Source organism: Actinoplanes sp. NPDC051346 (assembly GCF_040682215.1).
Classification (GTDB): Bacteria; Actinomycetota; Actinomycetes; order Mycobacteriales; family Micromonosporaceae; genus Actinoplanes.
On the sequence record NZ_JBFBAJ010000011.1, the window covers coordinates 14,024 to 34,245 of the forward strand.

Annotated in this window: 21 protein-coding genes; 8 read left to right on the top strand and 13 right to left on the bottom strand. The window is 71.4% G+C overall.

Going from position 1 to position 20,222, the window contains the following annotated elements:
• The first annotated feature begins 66 nt into the window (after window positions 1-66).
• Together AB0M36_RS25545 and AB0M36_RS25550 are read left to right on the top strand one after the other, a co-directional pair.
• Entirely contained in the window at window positions 67-510 is a 444-nt protein-coding gene (locus AB0M36_RS25545; RefSeq protein ID WP_364161691.1) for a DUF6174 domain-containing protein, read from the top strand.
• Between the two features lie 34 nt (window positions 511-544).
• Window positions 545-1,753: a glycosyl hydrolase family 18 protein gene (locus AB0M36_RS25550; protein ID WP_364161694.1), complete on the top strand. Its 1,209-nt coding sequence runs from the start codon at window positions 545-547 to the stop codon at window positions 1,751-1,753.
• Here AB0M36_RS25550 and AB0M36_RS25555 read toward each other — a convergent pair.
• Window positions 1,750-2,532: a LamG-like jellyroll fold domain-containing protein gene (locus tag AB0M36_RS25555; RefSeq protein WP_364161697.1), complete on the bottom strand. Its 783-nt coding sequence runs from the start codon at window positions 2,530-2,532 to the stop codon at window positions 1,750-1,752. The genes AB0M36_RS25550 and AB0M36_RS25555 overlap by 4 nt on opposite strands.
• 139 nt (window positions 2,533-2,671) lie before the next feature.
• Between AB0M36_RS25555 and AB0M36_RS25560 the strand changes: the two genes are divergently transcribed.
• Window positions 2,672-4,474: a glycoside hydrolase family 15 protein gene (locus AB0M36_RS25560; protein ID WP_364161700.1), complete on the top strand. Its 1,803-nt coding sequence runs from the start codon at window positions 2,672-2,674 to the stop codon at window positions 4,472-4,474.
• 3 nt (window positions 4,475-4,477) lie between these two features.
• Here the strand turns inward: AB0M36_RS25560 and AB0M36_RS25565 are convergent, their stop codons facing one another.
• Window positions 4,478-5,752, bottom strand: a complete 1,275-nt coding sequence (locus tag AB0M36_RS25565; RefSeq protein WP_364161702.1) for a hemolysin family protein — start codon at window positions 5,750-5,752, stop codon at window positions 4,478-4,480.
• A gap of 117 nt (window positions 5,753-5,869) precedes the next feature.
• Here AB0M36_RS25565 and cutA point away from each other — a divergent pair, with 117 nt between their 5' ends.
• Window positions 5,870-6,199 carry a divalent-cation tolerance protein CutA gene (gene cutA / locus AB0M36_RS25570; RefSeq protein ID WP_364161705.1) on the top strand — a complete coding sequence of 110 codons (330 nt, stop codon included), beginning with the start codon at window positions 5,870-5,872 and terminating at the stop codon, window positions 6,197-6,199.
• A 71-nt stretch (window positions 6,200-6,270) separates the two neighbouring features.
• Here the strand turns inward: cutA and AB0M36_RS25575 are convergent, their stop codons facing one another.
• Window positions 6,271-7,725, bottom strand: a complete 1,455-nt coding sequence (locus AB0M36_RS25575; protein ID WP_364161707.1) for an MFS transporter — start codon at window positions 7,723-7,725, stop codon at window positions 6,271-6,273.
• Between the two features lie 177 nt (window positions 7,726-7,902).
• Between AB0M36_RS25575 and AB0M36_RS25580 the strand changes: the two genes are divergently transcribed.
• A complete protein-coding gene (locus tag AB0M36_RS25580) occupies window positions 7,903-8,295 on the top strand; it encodes a helix-turn-helix domain-containing protein (RefSeq protein ID WP_364161710.1) in 393 nt (130 codons plus the stop codon).
• Between the two features lie 532 nt (window positions 8,296-8,827).
• Here the strand turns inward: AB0M36_RS25580 and AB0M36_RS25585 are convergent.
• Genes AB0M36_RS25585 through AB0M36_RS25610 form a run of 6 tightly spaced genes read right to left on the bottom strand, consistent with a single transcriptional unit; the run spans window position 8,828 to window position 13,233 of the window.
• Window positions 8,828-10,453 (bottom strand): putative PEP-binding protein, encoded by a 1,626-nt coding sequence (locus AB0M36_RS25585; protein ID WP_364161713.1) that lies wholly within the window; start codon window positions 10,451-10,453, stop codon window positions 8,828-8,830.
• Window positions 10,446-10,718: an HPr family phosphocarrier protein gene (locus AB0M36_RS25590; protein WP_364161716.1), complete on the bottom strand. Its 273-nt coding sequence runs from the start codon at window positions 10,716-10,718 to the stop codon at window positions 10,446-10,448. The genes AB0M36_RS25585 and AB0M36_RS25590 overlap by 8 nt, the downstream gene beginning before the upstream one ends.
• On the bottom strand, window positions 10,715-11,164 hold the full coding sequence (locus AB0M36_RS25595; RefSeq protein ID WP_364161719.1) for a PTS sugar transporter subunit IIA: 450 nt from the start codon (window positions 11,162-11,164) through the stop codon (window positions 10,715-10,717). The genes AB0M36_RS25590 and AB0M36_RS25595 overlap by 4 nt, the downstream gene beginning before the upstream one ends.
• The gene (locus AB0M36_RS25600) at window positions 11,161-11,910 is read right to left on the bottom strand and encodes a hypothetical protein (RefSeq protein WP_364161722.1); all 750 of its coding nucleotides are present in this window, start codon (window positions 11,908-11,910) and stop codon (window positions 11,161-11,163) included. Before AB0M36_RS25600 ends, AB0M36_RS25595 begins: the two co-directional genes overlap by 4 nt.
• A 14-nt stretch (window positions 11,911-11,924) precedes the next feature.
• Window positions 11,925-12,245, bottom strand: a complete 321-nt coding sequence (locus AB0M36_RS25605) for a PTS lactose transporter subunit IIB (protein ID WP_364161725.1) — start codon at window positions 12,243-12,245, stop codon at window positions 11,925-11,927.
• Window position 12,246: 1 nt separating this feature from the next.
• Window positions 12,247-13,233: a PTS mannitol transporter subunit IICB gene (locus AB0M36_RS25610; RefSeq protein WP_364162367.1), complete on the bottom strand. Its 987-nt coding sequence runs from the start codon at window positions 13,231-13,233 to the stop codon at window positions 12,247-12,249.
• Between the two features lie 321 nt (window positions 13,234-13,554).
• On the opposite strand from AB0M36_RS25610, the gene AB0M36_RS25615 reads away from it, so the two are divergent.
• Window positions 13,555-14,574: a YbhN family protein gene (locus AB0M36_RS25615; protein WP_364161727.1), complete on the top strand. Its 1,020-nt coding sequence runs from the start codon at window positions 13,555-13,557 to the stop codon at window positions 14,572-14,574.
• On the opposite strand, the gene AB0M36_RS25620 is transcribed toward AB0M36_RS25615, so the two are convergent.
• From AB0M36_RS25620 to AB0M36_RS25630, 3 genes are all read right to left on the bottom strand, one after another.
• Window positions 14,537-15,286, bottom strand: a complete 750-nt coding sequence (locus tag AB0M36_RS25620) for a tetratricopeptide repeat protein (RefSeq protein ID WP_364161730.1) — start codon at window positions 15,284-15,286, stop codon at window positions 14,537-14,539. The genes AB0M36_RS25615 and AB0M36_RS25620 overlap by 38 nt on opposite strands.
• 91 nt (window positions 15,287-15,377) lie before the next feature.
• The gene (locus AB0M36_RS25625; RefSeq protein ID WP_364161733.1) at window positions 15,378-15,965 is read right to left on the bottom strand and encodes a TMEM165/GDT1 family protein; all 588 of its coding nucleotides are present in this window, start codon (window positions 15,963-15,965) and stop codon (window positions 15,378-15,380) included.
• A 269-nt stretch (window positions 15,966-16,234) separates the two neighbouring features.
• On the bottom strand, window positions 16,235-17,830 hold the full coding sequence (locus AB0M36_RS25630) for an alpha/beta hydrolase (RefSeq protein WP_364161736.1): 1,596 nt from the start codon (window positions 17,828-17,830) through the stop codon (window positions 16,235-16,237).
• 254 nt (window positions 17,831-18,084) lie between these two features.
• On the opposite strand from AB0M36_RS25630, the gene AB0M36_RS25635 reads away from it, so the two are divergent.
• Complete coding sequence (locus AB0M36_RS25635; protein WP_364161739.1) at window positions 18,085-18,261, top strand: hypothetical protein; 177 nt, start codon at window positions 18,085-18,087, stop codon at window positions 18,259-18,261.
• 21 nt (window positions 18,262-18,282) lie between these two features.
• The gene (locus tag AB0M36_RS25640) at window positions 18,283-18,795 is read left to right on the top strand and encodes a hypothetical protein (protein WP_364161742.1); all 513 of its coding nucleotides are present in this window, start codon (window positions 18,283-18,285) and stop codon (window positions 18,793-18,795) included.
• Here AB0M36_RS25640 and AB0M36_RS25645 read toward each other — a convergent pair.
• On the bottom strand, window positions 18,776-20,218 hold the full coding sequence (locus AB0M36_RS25645; RefSeq protein WP_364161745.1) for an APC family permease: 1,443 nt from the start codon (window positions 20,216-20,218) through the stop codon (window positions 18,776-18,778). The two genes, AB0M36_RS25640 and AB0M36_RS25645, sit on opposite strands and share 20 nt — an antisense overlap.
• Window positions 20,219-20,222: the final 4 nt, after the last annotated feature.

Below are 20,222 nucleotides of genomic sequence, written 5' to 3' on the forward strand. Positions count from 1 at the left end.
GTACGCGTCGGAACGCTAGCGTCGACTTCTGTGGAGGGCATTGTGCGTCGTCTCGTCCCCTGTGTCGTGCTCGCCGTGCTGTTGGGCGGGTGCGCCAATTCCGAGCCGGGTGTCATGAGCGAACCGCCCACGACCTGGACCGTGCCCGGCAAGTACGCGTTCACGCTCGTGTCCCAGTGCGGGAAACGCGCCTTGATCGGCAAGTTCCGCGTCACGGTCGAGAATGACAAGGTCACCCGCGCCAAGGGTCTGGACGACGCGGCGCGGCGCGCGCTGATGCTGCGCCTGGCCAACCTCGTCCCGACGCTGCGGCAGCTCGAGGCGGAGGCCGAGGCCGCGCGGCGGGAGGGCGCGGAGGTGGTGCGAGTCGAGCGCGATCTCATCGACGCCCACCCGGTCCAGATCATGATCGACAAATCGACCGCCGCCACGGACGACGAGTCCTGCTACACGATCGAGGATTACACGATCGGATTAGCGGCGGAGCCGTCGGCGACTGCTTCACGATAGGTTCGCCGCACCTGCGAGGGATGGGGAGGCCCGCGTGCGGGTCGTGCCCGTTCTTGTCGCCATGATCGCCCTGCTCGCCGGCTGCACCGCCACGCCGGCGCGCACCTCGGCCGCGCCGCCGTCGAGCGCGGCGCCCGCGTCGCGCGTGGTCGCGTATTTCGCCGACTGGGGCGTGTACGGCCGCGACTTCCAGGTCCGCGACGTGGACACCAGCGGCGCGGCGGGCCGGCTCACCCACCTCGTGTACGCCTTCGGCCAGGTCACCGACGGCACGTGCGCGACCGGCGACGCCTGGGCCGCCGCTCAGAAACCGTACGCCGCCGAGGACAGTGTGGATGGTGTCGCCGACGTCCCCACACAGGTGCTGCGAGGCACGTTCGGACAGCTCCGCAAGCTCAAGGCGCGCCACCCGAACCTGCGGATCCTGTGGTCGTTCGGCGGCTGGACCGGCTCCCGGGGCTACACCGAGGCGGCCCGCGACCCGGGGCGCTTCGCCCGGTCCTGCGCCACGCTGCTGAAGGATCCACGCTGGGCCGGGCTCTTCGACGGCATCGACATCGACTGGGAGTATCCGAACGCGTGTGGGCTGGAGTGCGACCGCAGCGGCCCGCTCGCGCTCGGTGCCCTGCTGGGCGCGCTGCGCTCCGAGCTGGGACAGGACGCCGTCATCACCGCCGCGGTGCCCGGCGACATCGGCAAGCTGACCGCCACCGACTACGCGGGCGCGGCGCGGGCGGCGACCTGGCTCAGCGCGATGACCTACGACTATTTCGGCACCGGCGACACCCCGGGTCCCACCGCGCCCCATTCGCCGCTGACGGCGTACCCGGGGATTCCGCGGGAGACCGCGACCGCCGACGCCGCCGTCCGCGAGTTGCTCGCCCTGGGCGTACCCCGGGACAAGGTGTTGCTCGGGGTGGGCTTCTACGGCCGCGGCTGGCGCGGAGTGTCCACGGCAGCGCCCGGAGGCCGAGCGAGCGGCGCTGCCGCCGGTTCCTACGACAAAGGCGTCGAGGACTACGAGGTGCTGCGCAAATCTTGCCCACCCACGGGTACGGCGGGTGGCACGGCCTACGCGTTCTGCCGCGACCAGTGGTGGAGCTACGACACCCCCGAGACCATCAGAACCAAGATGGCGTACGCCCGCAGCAACGGTCTTGGCGGCGCCTTCGCGTGGGAACTCTCCGGCGACACGCCGGACGCCCAGCTCGTCCGTGCGATGGCCGACGGCCTGAGCGGCTAACCGACCCGGACCCAGACGTCGTCGATGATGCCGTGGAACTGGTCGTTGTCGGCGTACGCGCCCTTGCCGCCGATGCTCAGCGGCCGGGTGTTGGACAACGACAGCTTCGCCGAGATCGCCCGGTTGCCGCGGACCGCGCCGTCGACCAGCACGGTCAGCGCCGTCGCGGTCCGGCGGCACTCCACGGTGTGCCAGCTGCCGTCGGCGACGGAGACCGAGCTGCGCGCGATCTTGGTGGCTGTCCCGGCGCCGTGGAGCACGCAGCTCGGCAGCCCGGCGGTGCCGTCGATCTGCAGTTTCCACTGGCTGCTCGTCGAGGAGTACCCCTTCTGGACGATGTTCTGGCCCCGGCTGGTCTGGCTGCGGGCGAGCAGCACCGACGCGCCGAAGGAGATCGGGCGGGTTCCCGGATTGAGGGCCGCCGAGCTCGCGGTCTGCAGCGCCGCCTGCGGGCAGTTCGACGTGGTCTGGCACTTCGCCGGGAATCGCAGCGCCTGACCGCTGCGGTGCGGGACGGCCCGGACCGTACCCCCGTTCCCGGCGATCAACCGCAGCGTGTGCCCGTTGCCGGACTCGTCGGCGATCTGGGTCGTCCGGCCTTCGTCGAAGGTGTAGCTGGCGACGACCGTGCCACCCGCGGCACGGGCCGCCGCGGTCATGGCCTGGGCGGCCTGGAACGCCGCGTCGCGGATGCCCGGCTGCCCGGTTGCGTGAGCACCGGGGGTGGCGGCGAGGAGGCCGGCGAGGGTCATGATGAGGGCGGCACAACAAGAAACCATGCCCGAATTATTACTTGTGCTCCGATTTGCGAGGCGCAGAACGACCTACGTCGGACGGCTCATCATGGCCGCCGATAGGCTGAACCGCGAAAATTTCACAAGGTGACTTCGAGGTTACTTCGGGGTATGTAGGCAGCTCATGGCGCTGCCCATCGAGGACTACGCGATCATTGCCGACACCCAGACCGCCGCTCTGGTGGGCCGCAACGGCTCCATCGACTGGTTGTGCGTGCCCCGATTCGACTCCGGGGCGATCTTCGCCGCCCTGCTCGGCGACGAAGAGAACGGGCACTGGACCATCGCACCCGCCGCCGAGGTGATCGCCACGCGGCGCCGCTACCGGCCCGACACCATGGTGCTGGAGACCGAGTTCGAGACCGCCGACGGCGTCGTGCGGCTGATCGACTTCATGCCTCCCCGGGACGAGGCGCCCGACGTCGTGCGGATCGTGGAGGGCGTGCGCGGTCGCGTACCGATGACGATGCGACTGCGGTTGCGGTTCGACTACGGCCACATCGTGCCCTGGGTCTACCGGGAACAGGATGCGCTGGTCGCGGTGGCCGGGCCGGACGCCGTCTGGCTTCGGACACCGGTCGAGACGCACGGCGAGAACATGGCCACCCGCGCGGACTTCACCGTCGGCCCGGACGACCGTACGTCCTTTGTGCTGACCTGGCGCGCCTCGCACCTGCCGCCGCCCGATCCGATCGACCCGGCCCACGAACTCGGCGTCACCGAGGGGTACTGGCAGGGCTGGGTCTCGGCCTGCACCTACGAGGGCGAGTGGCGCGACGCCGTCGTCCGGTCGCTGCTCACCCTCAAGGCCCTGACCTACGCACCGACCGGCGGCATCGTCGCCGCGGCCACCACGTCGCTGCCGGAGAAACTCGGCGGCGTCCGCAACTGGGACTACCGGTTCTGCTGGCTGCGCGACGCCACGATCACCCTGCAGTCCCTGCTCTACTCCGGATTTCAGAGCGAGGCGCTGGCCTGGCGCAAGTGGCTGCTACGGGCCATCGCGGGCAACCCCGCCGAACTGCAGATCATGTACGGCGTGGCGGGCGAGCGACGCCTCGACGAGTACGTCGCCGAGTGGCTCGCCGGATATGACGGCAACCCGGTGCGGATCGGCAACGCGGCCGCCGAGCAGTTCCAACTCGACGTCTACGGCGAGGTGATGGACGCGCTGCACCAGGGCCGGCGTGCCGGCCTCAAGGCCGAGGACCCCGCATGGGGACTTCAGGTCAAGCTCATGGACTTCGTGGAAGAGCACTGGACGGATCCCGACGAGGGAATCTGGGAGGTGCGCGGCGGCCCGAAGCAGTTCACCCACTCCAAGCTGATGGCCTGGGTCGCCGCCGACCGTGCTGTCAAGGCCGTCGAGGAATTCGGCCTGCCGGGCCCGGTGGAACGGTGGAGCGAGCTCCGGGAGACGATCCGCGCCGACATCCTGCGGAAGGGGTACGACACCGACCGTCGTACCTTCACCCAGTTCTACGGCTCCGACGAGCTGGACGCCGCACTGCTGATGGTGCCGTTGGTCGGCTTCCTGCCCGCGACCGACGAGCGGGTCGTGGGCACCGTGGAGGCGATCGAGCGGCACCTGCTCGTGGACGGCTTCGTGCAGCGCTACACCCAACACCCGGGCACCGATGTCGACGGCCTGCCGCCCGGCGAGGGTGCCTTCCTGGCCTGCACGTTCTGGCTCGCCGACAACTACGCGCTGATGGGCCGCAACGAGGAAGCACGCGAGGTGTTCGAACGCCTCCTCGCCCTGCGCAACGACGTCGGGCTGCTCTCCGAGGAGTACGACCAGGGCGAGCGGCGGCTGGTGGGCAACTTCCCGCAGGCGTTCAGCCACGTGCCCCTGATCGACACCGCCCGGACCCTCTCGACGGCGACGGCCCCCACCGAGGCGCGCGTCCGCGAGGGCCTGAAGTGAGGGCTACTCCCTGATCCCGGACAGCGACCGCAACCGTACGGCGGTGATCGCCCGTCCCGTGACCTCGGTGACCTCGGCGGTGTGCCCGTCGATCTCGACCACCTCGCCCGGCTTCTCGGGAATGTGTCCCAGCCGCGACAGCAGGAGCCCGGCCACCGTGGTGTAGTCCCCCTCGGCCCGGTCCACCTCCACGCCGATGGTGGCCAGGTCGTGAATCGGGAAGGTGCCCGGCAGCAGCATCGCGCCGTCATCCTCGTGGACGACCGACCGCACGTCCCGATCGGTCTCGTCGTAGATCTCGCCGACGATCTCCTCGACCAGATCCTCCATCGTGACGATGCCGCCCGCCGCCCCGTGCTCATCGACCACCAGCGCGAACTGCTGGCGTTGGGAGCGCATCTGCGGCATCGCGTCGGACACCTTCAGCGTCTCGGGCAGGAAGAGCGGCGGAAAGACGTACCCGATCACCGGGCCGTCCGCGTCGACCAGGTCGCGCAGATGCACAACGCCCAGCACGTCGTCGAGGCCCAGCGGCCCGGTCACCGGCGCCCGCGAGCGGCCCGCCTCCGCCAACCGCCGCAACGCCTCATCGGCGCGAAGCACGGCCGACAGCGTAAAAACATCACGCCGCGGCACGACAATCTCGCGCAACGTCCGGTCGGCGATCTCGAAGGCACCGCTGATGATCATCCGCTGCTCCGCGGAGAAGCTCTCCTGAGTCGCGACGATGTCGCGGATCTCCTCGCTGGTCACCTCCTCACGCGCGGTGTCCGGATCCCCGCCGCTGATCCGCACGACGGCATCGCTGACCTTGCCGAGCAGCCAGACAGCGGGCCGGGTCAGGGTGGCGAGCAGATTCAACGGCCGAGCCACGGCGAGTGCCCACCCCTCGGCGCGCTGCATCGCGACGCGCTTCGGAGCCAACTCGCCGAAAACCAGCGTGAAGAACGTCAGCACGATCGTCACCACCATGATCGCCGCCGGTTCGGCGGCCCCGTCGAGAAAGCCGAGCGGGCCGACCAGCGGCTGAGCCAGCGAAACGGCGGCGGCCGCCGACGCCAGGAAACCGGCCAGGGTGATGCCGATCTGGATGGTCGCGAGGAACCGGTTGGGGTCGCGGGCGAGCCGGGCCAGCGTGGCACCTCTCCGGGACCCGCGCTCCAGCCGTTGAAGCTGACTCTCACGCAGAGAGACGAGCGCCATCTCGCTCCCGGCGAAGACCGCGTTGAGCAGTACGAGAACCACGACAAGCGCGATCTGCCAGCCAAAACCACCCATCCGCGTCCCTTACCCAGATCCCCCGCTTCTCAACGGCCGACGCCGGGGTTCACCCGGCGATGGGTTGCTGTGCGTCACCCGCGCTACGCTCGCGGCACCCCACGAGCGGAGGATGACGTGACAGACGCCGAGCACTGTCAGGTCGTGACCACCATCGACTCCCGCAAGGCGGCGGACGACCTGGCGCGCCAGGTCGTCGAGGCCCGCGTCGCGGCCTGCGCCCAGGTCAGCGGCCCGATCACCAGCACGTACTGGTGGGAAGGCAAAGTGGACACAGCGCAAGAGTGGCGAATCACCTTCAAGACATCCGCCGCCCGGTATGCCGCGTTGGAGCAATACATCCGCGAGCACCACAGCTACGACGTTCCCGAAATCCTGTGCAGCCCGGTGACGGCCGGAAACCCGGCATACCTCGCCTGGCTGGACGCGGAAACGCGCCAGCGCTGAAATCAGGCGGCCGACCTCGCCCGCTGATCGGCCGGCGGGCCGGCTCCCCCGTTGCCCGGCCCGCCATCCCGTCAGCCCGCCGCCGCCTCGGCAAAGGAGGGCTCCGGCGCCCGCGCCCGACCGCCGCCCAGCGTCGCCAGCGCCAGCGCTGCGCCGGCGATGACCAGCGCCGCCGCCAACGCGAAGGCCACGTGGTATCCGCCGGTGAGCGCCTCGGCCGGGGCGGCGCCCCGCTCGGCCAGCCGGCTCGTGTGGCCGCCGGCCACCGTGGCCAGCACCGCCAGCCCCAACGCGCCACCGACCTGCTGGGTGGTGTTGAACACGCCCGAGGCGAGCCCCGACTCCGCCGGCGGCAGAGCCGACACGGCCAGTCCCATCAGCGCCGGCATCGCCGCCCCGAAGCCGATAGCCAGCAGCAGAAACGCCGGCAACAGGTCCACCTGGTAGACCCCGTCGATCGGGGCGCGGGCCAGCAGGGCCAGCCCGGCCGCGATCAGGAGCAGGCCGCCGACCAGCACCCGCAACCCGCCGAGCCTCGAGATCAGCGGCGCCGACAGGGCCAGCGAGACCACGCCGATCACCAGCGCCACCGGCAGGAACGCCAGCCCGGTTCGGGACGGGGAGTATCCGAGCACACCCTGGGCATACAGGGTGGCGAGGAACAGGAACGAGAACATCGCCGCGACCAGCAGAAACTGGACCGCGTTGGCGCCGAGCAGCCGGCGGTTGCGCAGCAACCGCGGCGGCAGCAGAGGGTTCGCCGCGGTGAGCTCACGCGCCGCGAAGCCGACCAGCAGAACCGCCGCGGCCGCGCCGAAGCCGAGCGTGTGCCCGGACAGCCAGCCGTACTCGGCGACCCCGACAATCGTGTAGACGCCGAGCATGAGCCCCGCCGTCACCAGCGCGGCACCGGCAGCGTCGGCGCCCTTGACCCGGCCGGCCGCCGCATCCGCGCCGAGCGTCCACCAGGCGACCAGCGCCGTCAACACGCCGACCGGCACATTCACATAGAAGATCCAGCTCCAGCCCCACGCCGAGGTGAGGTAGCCGCCCGCGGCCTGACCGAGCGCGGCGCCCGCCGCCGCGACGAATCCGAAGAAGCCCATCGCCCGGGCCAGCTCGGCCGGCTCCGGAAACAGCGAGACGATCATCCCGAGCGCCACCGACGCCGCCATCGCCCCGCCCGCCCCCTGCAGGAAACGGGCGGCCACCAGCGCCTCCCCGCTGCCGGCGAGACCGCACAGCAGCGACGCGACGGTGAAAACCCCGAGCCCCGCGACGAAAACCCGCCGCCGGCCGAGAAGGTCGCCGAGCCGGCCGGCCAACAGCAGCAGTCCCCCGAAAGCGATCAGGTATACGTTGACCACCCACGCCAGCCCCGCCGGCGTGAGCCCAAGGCCCCGCTGAATCGTCGGCAGCGCGACGTTCACGATGGTCTGATCAACAACAATCATGAGCTGACCGGCACAGAGCGCGCCGAGCGCCAGCCAGCGTCCGCGATCGGTACGCGGCACGGTGTGTGTCATCGAATCCCCCCGTAGGCATGTCCTTACCGCGTCGATGCTCGGCGATCTTTGAATGCGGCGGAAGAGGGCACTGTTTTGTCCCAGAGGCACATCCGTGTGCCCATGCGACGGCCCGCGACCTCCGAACGGGATGGTCAAGGTCGGGTAGGGTCGGCGCGACGGGGAGGAGCACCAGCGATGCCCAGCAGCACGATGTCGACCACCGACCTCTCCGCCGACGAGGTCGCCGCCGAGGCATGCCCGGTCCAACAGGTACTCGACCGCGTCAGCAGCAAATGGAGCATCGCGGTGATCGTCGCCGCCAACCGAGGGCCGGTCCGCTTCACCGAACTGGAGCGAGCCATCCATGGCGTCAGCCGCCGCATGCTCACCCTGACCCTCCGCAACCTGGAGCGCGACGGCCTCCTGACCCGGACGGTATACCCGACCGTCCCGCCGCGAGTGGAGTACGAACTCACACCGATGGCCCGCGAGCTACACGAATACCTGGTCGGCCTGACGGCCTGGGCCGAGCGCCACCGAGACGCCATAGGCGCCGCCCGGGAAGCGTTCGACCGTAGCCAGGCGTAGGGCTCGACCTCGGGTGACATCGAGAGGCTGGTCACGTCGGGTCCGACGAGCAGCACCGCGAACGCGGCGTCGCGGACGCTAACTCGCGCTCACGTGGATCCGCCAGCAGACCACTACATGGCCGACGCGACACCATAGCTGCTTTCCGTCTACGAGACACTGCTGCTCGCCGGCTCGGTTGCCGCAGCCCGCGCCGGTGACGCGGACACCGCCCACGGGTTTCTCACGATCGCCGACGGCGCCGCGCTGAGGCTCGGCCGCGACGCCAACCACCTGTGGACCGCATTTGGGCCGACCAACGTCGCCATTCACCGCGTCGCTGTCGCCGGCGAGCTCGGCGACAACCAAGTCGCCATCGATCTCGGGTCGCGCCTTGATACAGCCGCGATGCCGATGGAGAGGCGAGTGCGTCACGCCCTGGAGGTGGCCCGGGCGTGCAGCGCAAAATTCGAAAGGCGTTTGGGTTCTGCTGGGGCCGAGCGCCGGATAGTCGCGCATGCGGCGTTGCAGTGAGACCGGAAGGACGGCGGATCTAGGTCTTGGTCGCTGCGGCGCGGGCGGCGGCGGGATCGGTGGCGGCGAGCGCCCGCTGCGCCGCGGCCCGGCACTCGTCCACCGTGTACTCCGCCAGCGCGGCACGCACCGCGGGCACGGCTGCGGGTGACATCGAGAGGCTGGTGACGCCGAGTCCGACGAGTATGACGGCGAATGCGGGGTCGGCGGCCGCCTCGCCGCAGACGCCGACCGGGCGGCCGACCGCCGCGCCGGCGGCGGCGCACAGGGCGATCAGGGACAGCAGTGCGGGTTGCCAGGGGTCGAGGAGGTCGGCTAGTTCGCCGCTGCGTCGGTCGGCGGCGAAGGCGTACTGGCTGAGGTCGTTGGTGCCGACGCTGAGGAAGTCGACCGTTTGCAGGATTTCGGCCGAGCGGACGGCGGCGGCCGGTACCTCGATCATCACGCCGACCGTGGGGAGTCCGGCGTCGCGGCACAACGCCGCGAACTGCGCGGCTTCCGCGACGGTGGTGACCATGGGTGCCATCACCGCGACCCGGGCGCTGGAGCCGCGGGCGGCGGCGGCGATCGCCGCTATCTGGGTGCGGAGGATGCCGCCGTGGCGGCGGGACACCCGCAGGCCGCGCAGGCCGAGTGCCGGGTTGGGTTCGACGTGCCCGCCGAGGAAGGGCAGGGGCTTGTCCGAGCCGGCGTCGAGGGTACGCACGATCACCTGCCGCCCGGGCATGGCCGCGAAGACCTCGGCGTACGCGGCGGCCTGTTCGGCTTCGGTGGGCGGGTCGATGTGGTGCTGGAACAGCAGTTCGGTGCGGAACAGTCCGACGCCCTCGACCTGGGCGCCGACGAGTTCCGCGGCGCCGCCGATGTTGGCGAGCAGTGCTACGGGGTGGCCGTCGGCCGTGCGGCCGCGTAGGTCCGCCTCCGGTTCCCGGGGTGGGTCGGGTTCGTCGCGCCGGGTCGGCGGGGTGTAGCCGACGGTGACCCGGCCGGCGGTGCCGTCCACGGTGACGACCGTGCCGTCGGCGATGTCGAGCGCGCCCGCGCAGGCGACCACCGTCGGCAGGCCGCGGGCCCGGGCGAGGATCGCGGTGTGGCTGACGAAGCTGCCCGCTGAGGTGACCACGGCCAGCACGCGGGACGGGTCGAGCAGGGCGGCGTCGGCGGGTGCGAGGTCCACCGCGACCAGCACGAAGGGGCAGCCGGGCTCGGGGAGCTCCGGCATCGGCAGGCCGAGGCAGTGCGCCACGACGCGGTCTCGCAGGTCGTCGAGGTCGGCCGCCCGCGCGGCTAGCAGGCCGCCGGCGGCGAGCAGTCCGGAGCGGTGTTCGGCGAGGACGGCGGCGACCGCGTGTGGGGCCTCGTGGCCGGCTCGGACCGCCCGGGCGACGCCGTCGCGCAGGGTGCGGTCGGCGGCCAGCGCGGCCTGGACCTGCAGGATCTCCGCGGCGGTTTCGTCGGCGGCGGCCCTGGCACGACGGCCGATGTCAAGGCATACCGCGCCGATGGCCGCGTATGCCCGGTCCAACTCGGCGTCCGGGTCGATGACGGCGCCCGGGGTGGGCAGGCGCGGCGGGTCGGCCAGCCGGTATGCCGGACCGGTCGCCGTGCCGGCGCTGGCGCCGAGGCCGCGAAGCAGCTCAGGCACCGGCGACGTCCAGGTCGGCGGCGAGGAGCCCGGCCAGCCGGTCCAGCGCGTCGGCCGCCGCCGAACCGTACGCCTCCAGGATCATTTCGGTCCCGCACAGGGCGCCCAGGCTGAGCAGGGCCAGAATGCTGTCGGCCGGCACCGCCGGACGCTCCGACGTTCGCACGGTGACCTGCGCCGGAAGCAGCGCCGCGGCGGCGGCGATCCGGGCTGCCGCCCGCATGTGCAGGCCGCCGCGCCCGCCGAGCAGAACCGTTCGGATCATTCCTGCTCCTCGTCCTGGAAGAGGGCGATGACCGTCTCCACGTCGGTGGCCTCGCGCAGCGCCCGGGCCCGGTCGGGGTCGAGCAGGATCTGGGCGAGCGCGGCGAGCAACGCGACATGACCGTCACCACGGGCGGCGATGGCGACGCACACGGTGACGGTTTCGCCGTCCCAGTCGACGCCCTCGGGGAAGAGCAGCACGACGATCGAGTCGTGGCGGACCAGCGCCCGGGACATGTCGAGGCCGTGCGGGATCGCGACACCCTCGCCGAGGTACGTGGACATGGCCCACTCGCGGTCGAGCATCGCCTCGCGGTACGCGGGGTGGACGGCGCCGATCTCCTCCAGCACATCGGCACACCGGTGGATCGCGGCCACCCGGTCGGCGGCCTGTTCACGCACGCGGACGCCGCGGGCCTGCAGCACAGGCCGGAGATTCGTTCTCATCCGGCCAGCCTCACCAACGCACGCCCCAGCACGCCGTCATTGTCGTCGGGATCCCAGGTGATCACCAGCGTGGGTATCTCCGCGTCCCGTGGATGGGCCGCCAGGTGCATCGCCTCCGCGCCCGCCATCGCGTTGGTGACGATGAGCAGGCCGTGGACCTGTTGGGCGGCGAAGGCCCGCTGGGCGGCGGCGATCGCCGCCGGGTGCAGGGGTCCCGCGTCCACATAGCGAAGTGCGACGCCGAAGAGCCGGTGCAGCACCCCGGCGAGCAGGTCGCAGTCCTGGTCGTCGAGGAATTGCAGCCCGGCGGCGGTGCGGCGCAGGGACTCGATGACCCGCTTGGAGTATCCGACGCGTCGCAGGTCGGCCAGGCGCGACGGTTCCAGCACGTCGACGAGCCGCCGCCGCTGGAGGCCCGGCATGGCGTCGAGCAGGAGCGCGAGGTTTTCCGAGGAGACCCGCTCGAGCTGCGGCCGGGCCCGTTGCGCGGGCAGCGCGGCCAGCACCGCGGCGGCCTCGACCAGGGGAAGCAGGGCAAGCTCGGCGGAGAGCCGGGCATCGTCGAGGTGTCCGAGGAGCGTGGCGCGTCGCTCCGGCTCGGCGGCGATGAGCAGCTTGGCGATCAGCCGGCCGTCCATGGCGCCGAGCAGCGCGTCGACGCGGTCGGAGGGCATGCCGAGCAGGACCCCGACCGCGCGCTGCGGCGGCGTGGCGTTGAGCATCGTGACGACGTGTTCCGTCGGCATGGCGCCGAGCACGGTCAGCCTCCCGTGGTGCCGATGACCATGCCACCCTCTTTGACGGCGGCCACCACCCGTGCCACCGCAGGATCGCCCAGGAACAGGCGGAAGCCGACCACCACCGAGCCGGGGGCACCGGCCCGGGCGCGTTCGGCGAGCCCCGACTGACAGAGCACCAGGTCCGCGTCGGCCGGAATGGCGGCGACCGCGTGATGCTCCACCGTCACCGGCAGTGCCCGCAGCTCCCGCCGGAGCTGGGCGGCGAGCATGACGCTGCTGCCCATGCCGGCGTCGCACGCGACCACGAGCTTGCGGACGCTGCGGCCCTCGATGCTGCCCACGTCAGATGCCTTCCTCGTCGCGCGCCAGCCGGCCGAAGCCCAGCAGCAGGGAGCCGACCACGAAGGACACGATGGCCGCCACCACCACGCCGGCCAGCACGCCGGAGTGGTCGCCGCGCGGGGTCTCCGCAAGATACGCGAAGATGCTGCCCGGCGAGGGCGTGGCGACCAGGCCTACCCCGGTCACCAGGAACGTCGCGATCCCGGCGGCGCCGCCGCAGACGGCCGCGAGCACCATGGTCGGCTTCATCAGCACGTACGGGAAATAGATCTCGTGGATGCCGCCCAGGAACTGGATCGCCATCGCCGCGGGCACGCTGGGCCGCAGCGCCCGCGGACCGAAGCACAGGTACGCCAGCAGGATCCCGAGGCCCGGCCCCGGGTTGGTTTCGAGCATGAAGAGGATCGACTTGCCGCTGTCCGACGATTCGGCAATTCCCAGCGGGCCCAGCACGCCGTGGTTGATGGCGTTGTTGAGGAACAGGACCTTCGCCGGCTCGATGAGGATGGCCGCGGCGGGCAGGAGATGATGTTCCACGAGAAACCGGACGCCGGCGCCGGCCGCGTCGGTGAAGATCCGCATGACCGGGCCGATCGCCAGCACGCCCGCCAGCGCGGCGAGGCCACCGACGATGCCCGCGGTGAAGTTCTCGACGAGCATCTCGAAACCGGGACGGATCCGGCCGGTGGTGAGGCCGTCGACGAGCTTGAGAGCGTACGCGGTCAGCGGTCCGACGATCATCGCGCCGAAGAACATCGGCGAGTCCGAGCCCACCACCAGTCCGATCGTGGCCACCGCCCCGACGACCGCCCCCCGCTGGGCATGCACCATCCGACCGCCGGTGTATCCGATGAGGACCGGCAGCAGCACGTGCGCCATGGGGACGATGAGGGCGGCGAACTTGGCGTTCGGCAGCCAGCCGTTGGAGAAGAAGAGGGCGGTGATCAGACCCCAGGCGATGAAGGCCGCGATGTTGGGCATCACCATTCCCGCGAGATATCCGCCGAAGCGCTGCACGCGCGCCTTGACGCCGGTGTCCTGAGCGGCGGGAACGTAGAGCTCTGCCACGGGACAGCTCCTATCTGGGGCCGCCTGAGGGGCCGGAGCGGGGGAAGGTCGATTTGTTGTACCGACGAGATCACCTACTGTCAATCGCCATCGGCGGATCCGGCCCGTATGTCGGCACGCCGCTGCGCGAAGGTGCACGGCGCCCATCCCCTACCGGTGTGAGCACCGTCGCGGGACCCGTCACGCTGAACGGCGCGGATCTTGTCGCCTCGAGCCACCGACAGTGCGACGATCACCCTGATGACCGACACGACCCCGCCCTGGTGGCGCCGCGGACCCGTGGTGGTCGCGGTGGTCGTGCTCATCCTGCTCACCGAGTTGATCATCGGCTGGCGTCCGCTCCTGGAGGCGATCGATCAGCTCCGGACGCCGCACTGGAACTGGGTCGCCGGCGCGCTCGTCGCCGAGGTGGCCTCGATGGGCACGTACGCCCGCATGCAGCGCGCCCTGCTACGCGGCGCCGGCACCAAGGTGCAGGTCCGCAAGCACGTGGCCCTGGCGTACGCGGCACACTCGCTGAGCGCGACCCTGCCGGGCGGGCCGGTCTTCTCGACCACCTTCAACTTCCAGCACATGCGGCGCTTCGGCGCCTCCTCGGCGGTCGCCTCCTGGTGCATCGCGCTGAGCGGGGTGCTGTCGACCGGCGCGCTGATCGTGATCGGGGCCGTGTTCGGCATCCTGACCCGCAGCACGGGAAGCTGGCAGACGCTGTCCACGTACATGGGTGGGGCGCTGTTGGTGGCGTTGACCGTGCGGATGCTGGCGCAACACCCGGAGTGGCTGATCAAGCCCGCGCGCCTGCTGCTCAGCCAGGTCAACCGGATCCGGCGGCGGCCGGCGGAGGCGGGACACGCCCGGCTGGTCGGCTTCGTCGACCAGCTCCGGTCGGTGCGGGTCCGGCCGCTCGATTTCGCGTACGCCGCGGTGTTGGCGGTGGCCAACTGGCTGCTCGACGCGCTGTGCCTGTGGATGTGCTGCATCGCCGTGGGTGCGGACGACATCGGCCCCGCGCCGCTGGTGATCGCCTACTGCGCGGGGATGGCGGCGGCGAGCGTGCCGATCGTCCCCGGCGGTCTGGGCGTGGTCGACGGCGCCCTCATCCTGGGCCTGGTGGCCGGGGGTCTCACGACCGGCTCCGCGGTCGCGGCCGTGGTGCTCTACCGGCTGATCAGCTTCGGCTTCATCATCGGCACGGGCTGGCTGGTCTGGCTGGTGATGCGCTCTAGGGCAAGAGCTCCTCGGGGCGTACCGGCCCGCTGACCGCGTCCGACTTGCGGCCGAACAGCTTCCAGCCCCGCTTCTTCTTCTCCGGCGGCCGGACGGCCTCGCCGTTGAGCAGCGCCAGGCGGTGCTGCGCGACCGGGTTCTCCGGCTCCAGCTTCAGCGAGGTCAGGAACGCCTGCCGCGCCTGGTCGGTGTGGCCCAGCGCGTCCAGCGTCACCCCGTGGGTGAAGTGGTAGTGCCCTTCCTTCGGGTCCAGCCCGATGGCGGTCCGGGCGGCCTGCTCGGCGTCCGCGTACTGCCGGTCGGCGGCGAGCAGGGACCAGGCCACCCGGTCGTGCCACAGCGGGTTCTTCGGTTCCACGATGACCGCCCGGTACGCCATCGTGACCGCTTCCTCGTGGCGTCCGAGCAGGGTGAGCGCGCGGCTGGCCATGGCCAGCGGCCGCGCGTCCTCCGGCGCCAGCTCGACGGCCCGGTTGGCCGCGTCGAGCGCCTTGTCGACCTCGTCGAGCACGAGGCGGATGCGCGCCATCAGGATCCAGCCCGGGCCGGACCCCGGGTCGGCGGCCAGGATCGGCTCCAGATGCTGGGCCGCGGCGGCGGGGTCGACCCGCTCGAAGAGCGCGGCCGCTCGCGCGATCCCGATCTCGGTCGGCGTGGTCAGCCCCTCGGACCCGATCCTCTGCGGTTCGCCCTGCGCCGAGGCCTCGTTCGTCTGCGGCCGCTTGGCGGCGTCGACGTCGGTCATCGGCGCGCTCCGGCCCGCGCGAAGGTAAAGGTCACACGGTCATCATCGGCAGGTTCGGTGCGCTTTTTGAGCGCTTCGCGGAAAACCATCCTCAGCGCAGCTCGATGGCGGCCTCCACCAGGAGCCAGATGCCGAAGACGGCGAAGAGGGCCGCGGCGCCGTACTTGATCGTCTTCTCCGGCAGGTGGCGGCCGAGCAGCCGGCCGACTCCGATCGCGAGCGCGTCGGCGGCGACCATGCCGAGCGTGGAGCCGAGCCACGTGCCGACCCACCCGTGCTGGGTGGCCAGCGTGATGGTGGCCAGCATGGTCTTGTCGCCCAGTTCGGCGAGGAAGAAAGCACCGCCGACGGCCAGGATGGCCGAACCGGTCGATCGCTCGGCCTTCGACTTCTCGTCCTCGGTGAGCCGGTCACCGCGCAGCGTCCACGCCCCGAACGCCAGGAAGGCGAGTCCGGCCACGAGCGAGATCCAGCCGGTGGGCAGGGCCTCGCCGAGGCCGTACCCGATGCCTACCGAGACCAGGTGCACCACCGCGGTCGCGATGGTGATCCCGACCAGCACCGGCAGGGTGCGAAACCGGGTGGCGAAGGTCATCGCCATGAGCTGCGACTTGTCGCCCAGCTCGGCGACGAAGATGACGGCGAAGCTGACCGCCGTCGCGACGAGGAAACCGTTCATGAGGGGACTCCCGGTGCATATGGAGGACCGGGGCTCGGGCGCGGGGCGACCTCGACCCGGCCAAGGTTGTCGTCCCGCGCGGCAGGCGCGGCATGGCCAAGTCGAAGGTCTCGCTCGCCCCGGCGGACCGAGGCCGCGTGGCCGGACCCGCCGGGCCATGCGGCTCGGCGGATCAGTATGTCGACCACGACATTGGGAGCTACTCCCCTTCGCGCCTCGAAGCCTACCTGGTCAGGCGACGATCGGGACGCGAAGGGGCTGCCGCGCGATCAGTGGGTGACGATCAGCTTCTGGAGGTCGAGCCGGCTCGGCGACGTGCCGGCCTCCGGGTGCTTGTCCGCCGCCGCGGACGGATCCGGCGGCGGGAGCGGCTTGCAGCGCTTGTCGGACATGTTCGCCTTGACCCGCCTGGGCAGCTTTCCGGATTTCAAGTACTCGGCGATGGTGTCGTCGACGCAGGCGTTGCCGAAGAGCGAACCCGAGTGGGTCGTGCCGCCGACCCCCTCGACCAGCGCCGAGCGGGGGAACCGCTTGCGCACCTCGAGGCTGCCGGTGAACGGCGTCGCGGCGTCCAGGGTCTCGCCGATCAGCAGGATCGGTGGCGCGTCCTTGCCGTCGACCGCGACCGGCGTGCCGGGCTTGCCGCCCCAGTTGAGACAGGGCGCGTTGTACCAGGCATTGCCCCAGGTCTCGAACGGCGCCTTGCGGTGCACCCGCCAGTTGTCCGCGCGCCACTTCGACCAGGAGGTGGGCCACTGGATGTCCGTGCACTGCACGGCCAGATAGATCGCGTAGCCGTTGTCGGTGCCCTCGCCCTGCGGGTAGCTCCCGTCGAAGAGCGCCCGCAGCTCCTGCGGATCACGGTGGTTGACCCAGGCCGAGAACGCCGAGCCGACCGCCTCCCAGCCGAAGACGTAGTAACCGGCCTGGAGGAAGACGTCCGTCAGCTCGTCCGGCCCGATCACCCCGCCGGCGGGACGCTCGGTGAGCTTCGCCTGCTCGCGGTAGAAACGCTTCTCGACCGCCTTAGCGGTGCGGCCGAGGTGGAACACGTCGTCGTGCTCGGCCAGCCAGCCGAAGTAGATCTTGATGTTGCGATCGAAGGCGACGTCCTGGTCGAGGTTGGCGTCGTACCAGATCCGTCCCGGGTTCACGTTGCCGTCGAGCACCATCCGGCGTACCCGCTGGGGGTGGAGGGTCGCGTAGATCTGGCCGAGGTAGGTGCCGTACGAGAAGCCGTAGTAGTTGATCTGTTCCGCGCCGAGCGCCGAGCGCAGGAGATCCATGTCCCGCACCGTGTCGACGGTCCGCAGGTGGTCGAGGAGGTCATCCCCGGCCCTGGCGCAGTCCGCGGCGTAGCCCTTGGCCCGGGCCCGCCAGGTCGACTCGATGGCGCCCGTGGTGGGCACGTACGGCGGGCGGTCATACCCCGTGTATTCGCCGTCGCAGGCCAGGGTCGGCTCGCTGGAGCCCACCCCGCGCGGGTCGAAGCCGATCCAGTCGTACGCGCCGCCCGCGCCGTCCGGCACGAAGTCGCCGAGCACCGAGAGGATCAGGCCGGAACCGCCTGGCCCGCCGGGGTTGACCAGCATGACGCCCTGGTACTTGTCGGCGGGCACGGTGTGCGCGATGCGGGACACCGCCAGCTTGATCTGCTTGCCGTTGGGTTTCGCGTGGTCGAGCGGCACGCTGAGCATGCCGCACTCGGCCTTGCGCGCCCGCAACGTGGTGCTGTCGCACTTGCCCCAGGTGAGGCGGGAATAGCTCTCGCCACCCCGGGTCGGCTCGGCCGTCGCGGCGGTGGCGGCGGCAGCGCCGCACCCCACGAGCGCGACAGTGGCGGCGGCCGCCAGAACTTTTCTCATGCCTAGCCCTTCGTGTCGATTCGCCCCATATGCTCCGGCGCCGAGGAAGGGATGGCAGCCGTCCACGCCGGGGGGTTACCACGAAAGAGCCGGACGTGGCCGTCAGGACTACCGGCGGCGGCCACGCAGGACGAAAGCCGTCACCGCGCCGGTTCCGCAGAGCAGGGTCACCACGAGGCCTGGACCCGCCGGCTCTTCACCGGCCTGGCCCGCGAGGCGGGCGTCCACGATCCGGCGCCCTCGCCGACCAGCTCGTGATCCTCTACGACGGCACCACGGTCGGCGCCCGCATGGACCGCACCCCGGCCGCGGCGATCACCGCCCGTGCCCTGGGGGCGGCGATCACCGCCCGTGCCCTGGGGGCGGCGCTGGTGGACGCCGCCCTAAGTGCACCCGTACGCGCCAGGAGAATATGCGCCGACTCGGGGTAATCGGGGTGTCACGATGCGGTGATGGAGTTTTGGGGCCGGCAGCCGTGCTGGCTGCACCCGCACATGGGGACGACGACTGTCGACGGCCGCGCTCCCCAGGCGTACATGGTGGCGCTTCAGCACGTGGTGGTGACGCTGGACGCCGATCCGGAATGGCTGCGCTGGTGGCGGGCTTCCGGCGTACCCGAATGCGAATTGGGGATCGTGGCCGAGAACCAGCTGCGGCCGAGCGCCGACATCCGCAAGGTGCGCGGCAAGGTCCGGGCCAACTTCACCTGCGCGGCCCCGGCCACGCCGGACCGGCGACCCGCCGAGCTCTTTCCCCTGGCCGTCCGCGAGGTCACCGGCATGTTCGAGGTGATCCGCGAGGCGATCGGGCTCGGTGACCTTCCACCCGTGCCGGCGCTGCCCGAGTTGCCCGAGCATCTCGGCGAGCTCGAGGTGACGCGCAGGCCGTTGCAGCCGGACGTGACGCTGACCCAGATTCAGGAATTCTTCGGCGACGACCAGCCGCCTAGCCGGCGACGCGATTGACCCGCTCGGGCCGGTGCGCGCCCGGCGACCGCGGCCGCGGCACCGACAGGGTCGACGGCGCCACCACCACCGCCGCGCCGCCCAGGCCGATGCCGGCGTAGACGGTCGGCCGCGCGAAGCGCAGGACCAGGCCGTAGAGCGCCCCCAGCAGAGCGGTGCCGCCGGCGGCGGCGACCAGTTCCGGGAAGTTGAGGTACGCCAGGTACACCAGCGCGCCGAGCGCCACCGTCGACACTCCCGGGGCCACGAACCGGCGCCAGACCCCTTCCGCGTCCGGATGGCGGTTGAGGAACAGCAGCGCGGCCAGCGACGCGACCGACAGCAGGAGCAGGATGCCCAGGCCGCCGCCGACGGCTAGCCGGTTTCCGAGCCCCACGACCGGCCGGTCGAACAGGACACAGCCGCCGATCACGAGCCCGGCGGTCAGGCTCTGGGTGAGCGACGCCGGACGCCGCGAGGCGAGGCCCGCGGAGAGCACCCGCTCCCGGCCGAGCGCGACGAGATAGCGCACGACGGTGTGGTGCAGGGCGAGCATGGCGGCGAGCAGGCCGACGACCACCAGTGCCCGGCCAAGCGTCACCGTCCAGGACGGCAGGCGGGTGGCCGCGAGATCGAAGGCGAGTTCGGGCCCGCGGGCGAGCGCCGCGGCGGCGATCCGGTCCGGGCCGGTCGCCACGGCCATCGCCCAGCTCGACGCGGCGTACAGCAGGGTCAGGAGCACGACGGACCAGACGGCGGCGCGGGCCGTCGCACGCCGGGGATGGCGGACATCGTCCGCATACGCGGCCGCTGTTTCGAAGCCCACGAAGGCGAAAGCACCGACAACCAGCAGCAGCCCGAGCACCGGACGGGAGACCTCCCCCAGCTGTACGGGGTGCAGCGCGCCCCAGGCCACCCGGCCGCCGTCGGGGTCGAGCAGGTTCGCCACGGCGTACCCGCCGATCAGGACGATCCCGGCGACCACCGGCACGGCCAGCAGCCCGGCGGTGACCTCGGGGCGCAGCATCCCGCAGACAGCGACCACGGCCCAGCACGCCGCGGCCACCATCCACCAGGGCGCGTCGACCAGCGGTGCGGCCGCCGCCCCGACCACGCCGTAGAGCCCGATCTGCAGGGCGTTGTACGACAGCAGCGCCAGCCACGCCGCTCCGACGCCCGCCGGACGGCCGAGCCCGCGGACGACGAAGGTATACAGCGCTCCCGGCCCCGGCAGGCGGCGGATCAGGCCGGCGCAGCCCACCATGAAGATCAGCAGTAGGGCGCCGAGGGCGATGAAGAGCAGCGGCAGGGCCGGCAGGCCACTGTCGGCGTACGCGCCCGGCACGACGGCGGTGACGACGGAAAGCGGCGTCGCCGCGGCGAGTGCGAAGCACGCGACGGACGCACCACCGAGGCGTCTCGCCGCCTCAGGAGGCGGGGGCACCGCT

Coding starts and splice junctions, on each gene's coding strand:
- AB0M36_RS25555 (WP_364161697.1), bottom strand. CDS start 2,532: ATGGTTTCTTGTTGTGCCGCCCTCATCATGACCCTCGCCGGCCTCCTC.
- AB0M36_RS25560 (WP_364161700.1), top strand. CDS start 2,672: ATGGCGCTGCCCATCGAGGACTACGCGATCATTGCCGACACCCAGACC.
- AB0M36_RS25565 (WP_364161702.1), bottom strand. CDS start 5,752: ATGGGTGGTTTTGGCTGGCAGATCGCGCTTGTCGTGGTTCTCGTACTG.
- AB0M36_RS25575 (WP_364161707.1), bottom strand. CDS start 7,725: ATGACACACACCGTGCCGCGTACCGATCGCGGACGCTGGCTGGCGCTC.
- AB0M36_RS25580 (WP_364161710.1), top strand. CDS start 7,903: ATGCCCAGCAGCACGATGTCGACCACCGACCTCTCCGCCGACGAGGTC.
- AB0M36_RS25590 (WP_364161716.1), bottom strand. CDS start 10,718: ATGATCCGAACGGTTCTGCTCGGCGGGCGCGGCGGCCTGCACATGCGG.
- AB0M36_RS25595 (WP_364161719.1), bottom strand. CDS start 11,164: ATGAGAACGAATCTCCGGCCTGTGCTGCAGGCCCGCGGCGTCCGCGTG.
- AB0M36_RS25600 (WP_364161722.1), bottom strand. CDS start 11,910: ATGCCGACGGAACACGTCGTCACGATGCTCAACGCCACGCCGCCGCAG.
- AB0M36_RS25610 (WP_364162367.1), bottom strand. CDS start 13,233: ATGGTGATGCCCAACATCGCGGCCTTCATCGCCTGGGGTCTGATCACC.
- AB0M36_RS25615 (WP_364161727.1), top strand. CDS start 13,555: ATGACCGACACGACCCCGCCCTGGTGGCGCCGCGGACCCGTGGTGGTC.
- AB0M36_RS25620 (WP_364161730.1), bottom strand. CDS start 15,286: ATGACCGACGTCGACGCCGCCAAGCGGCCGCAGACGAACGAGGCCTCG.
- AB0M36_RS25625 (WP_364161733.1), bottom strand. CDS start 15,965: ATGAACGGTTTCCTCGTCGCGACGGCGGTCAGCTTCGCCGTCATCTTC.
- AB0M36_RS25630 (WP_364161736.1), bottom strand. CDS start 17,830: ATGAGAAAAGTTCTGGCGGCCGCCGCCACTGTCGCGCTCGTGGGGTGC.
- AB0M36_RS25640 (WP_364161742.1), top strand. CDS start 18,283: ATGGAGTTTTGGGGCCGGCAGCCGTGCTGGCTGCACCCGCACATGGGG.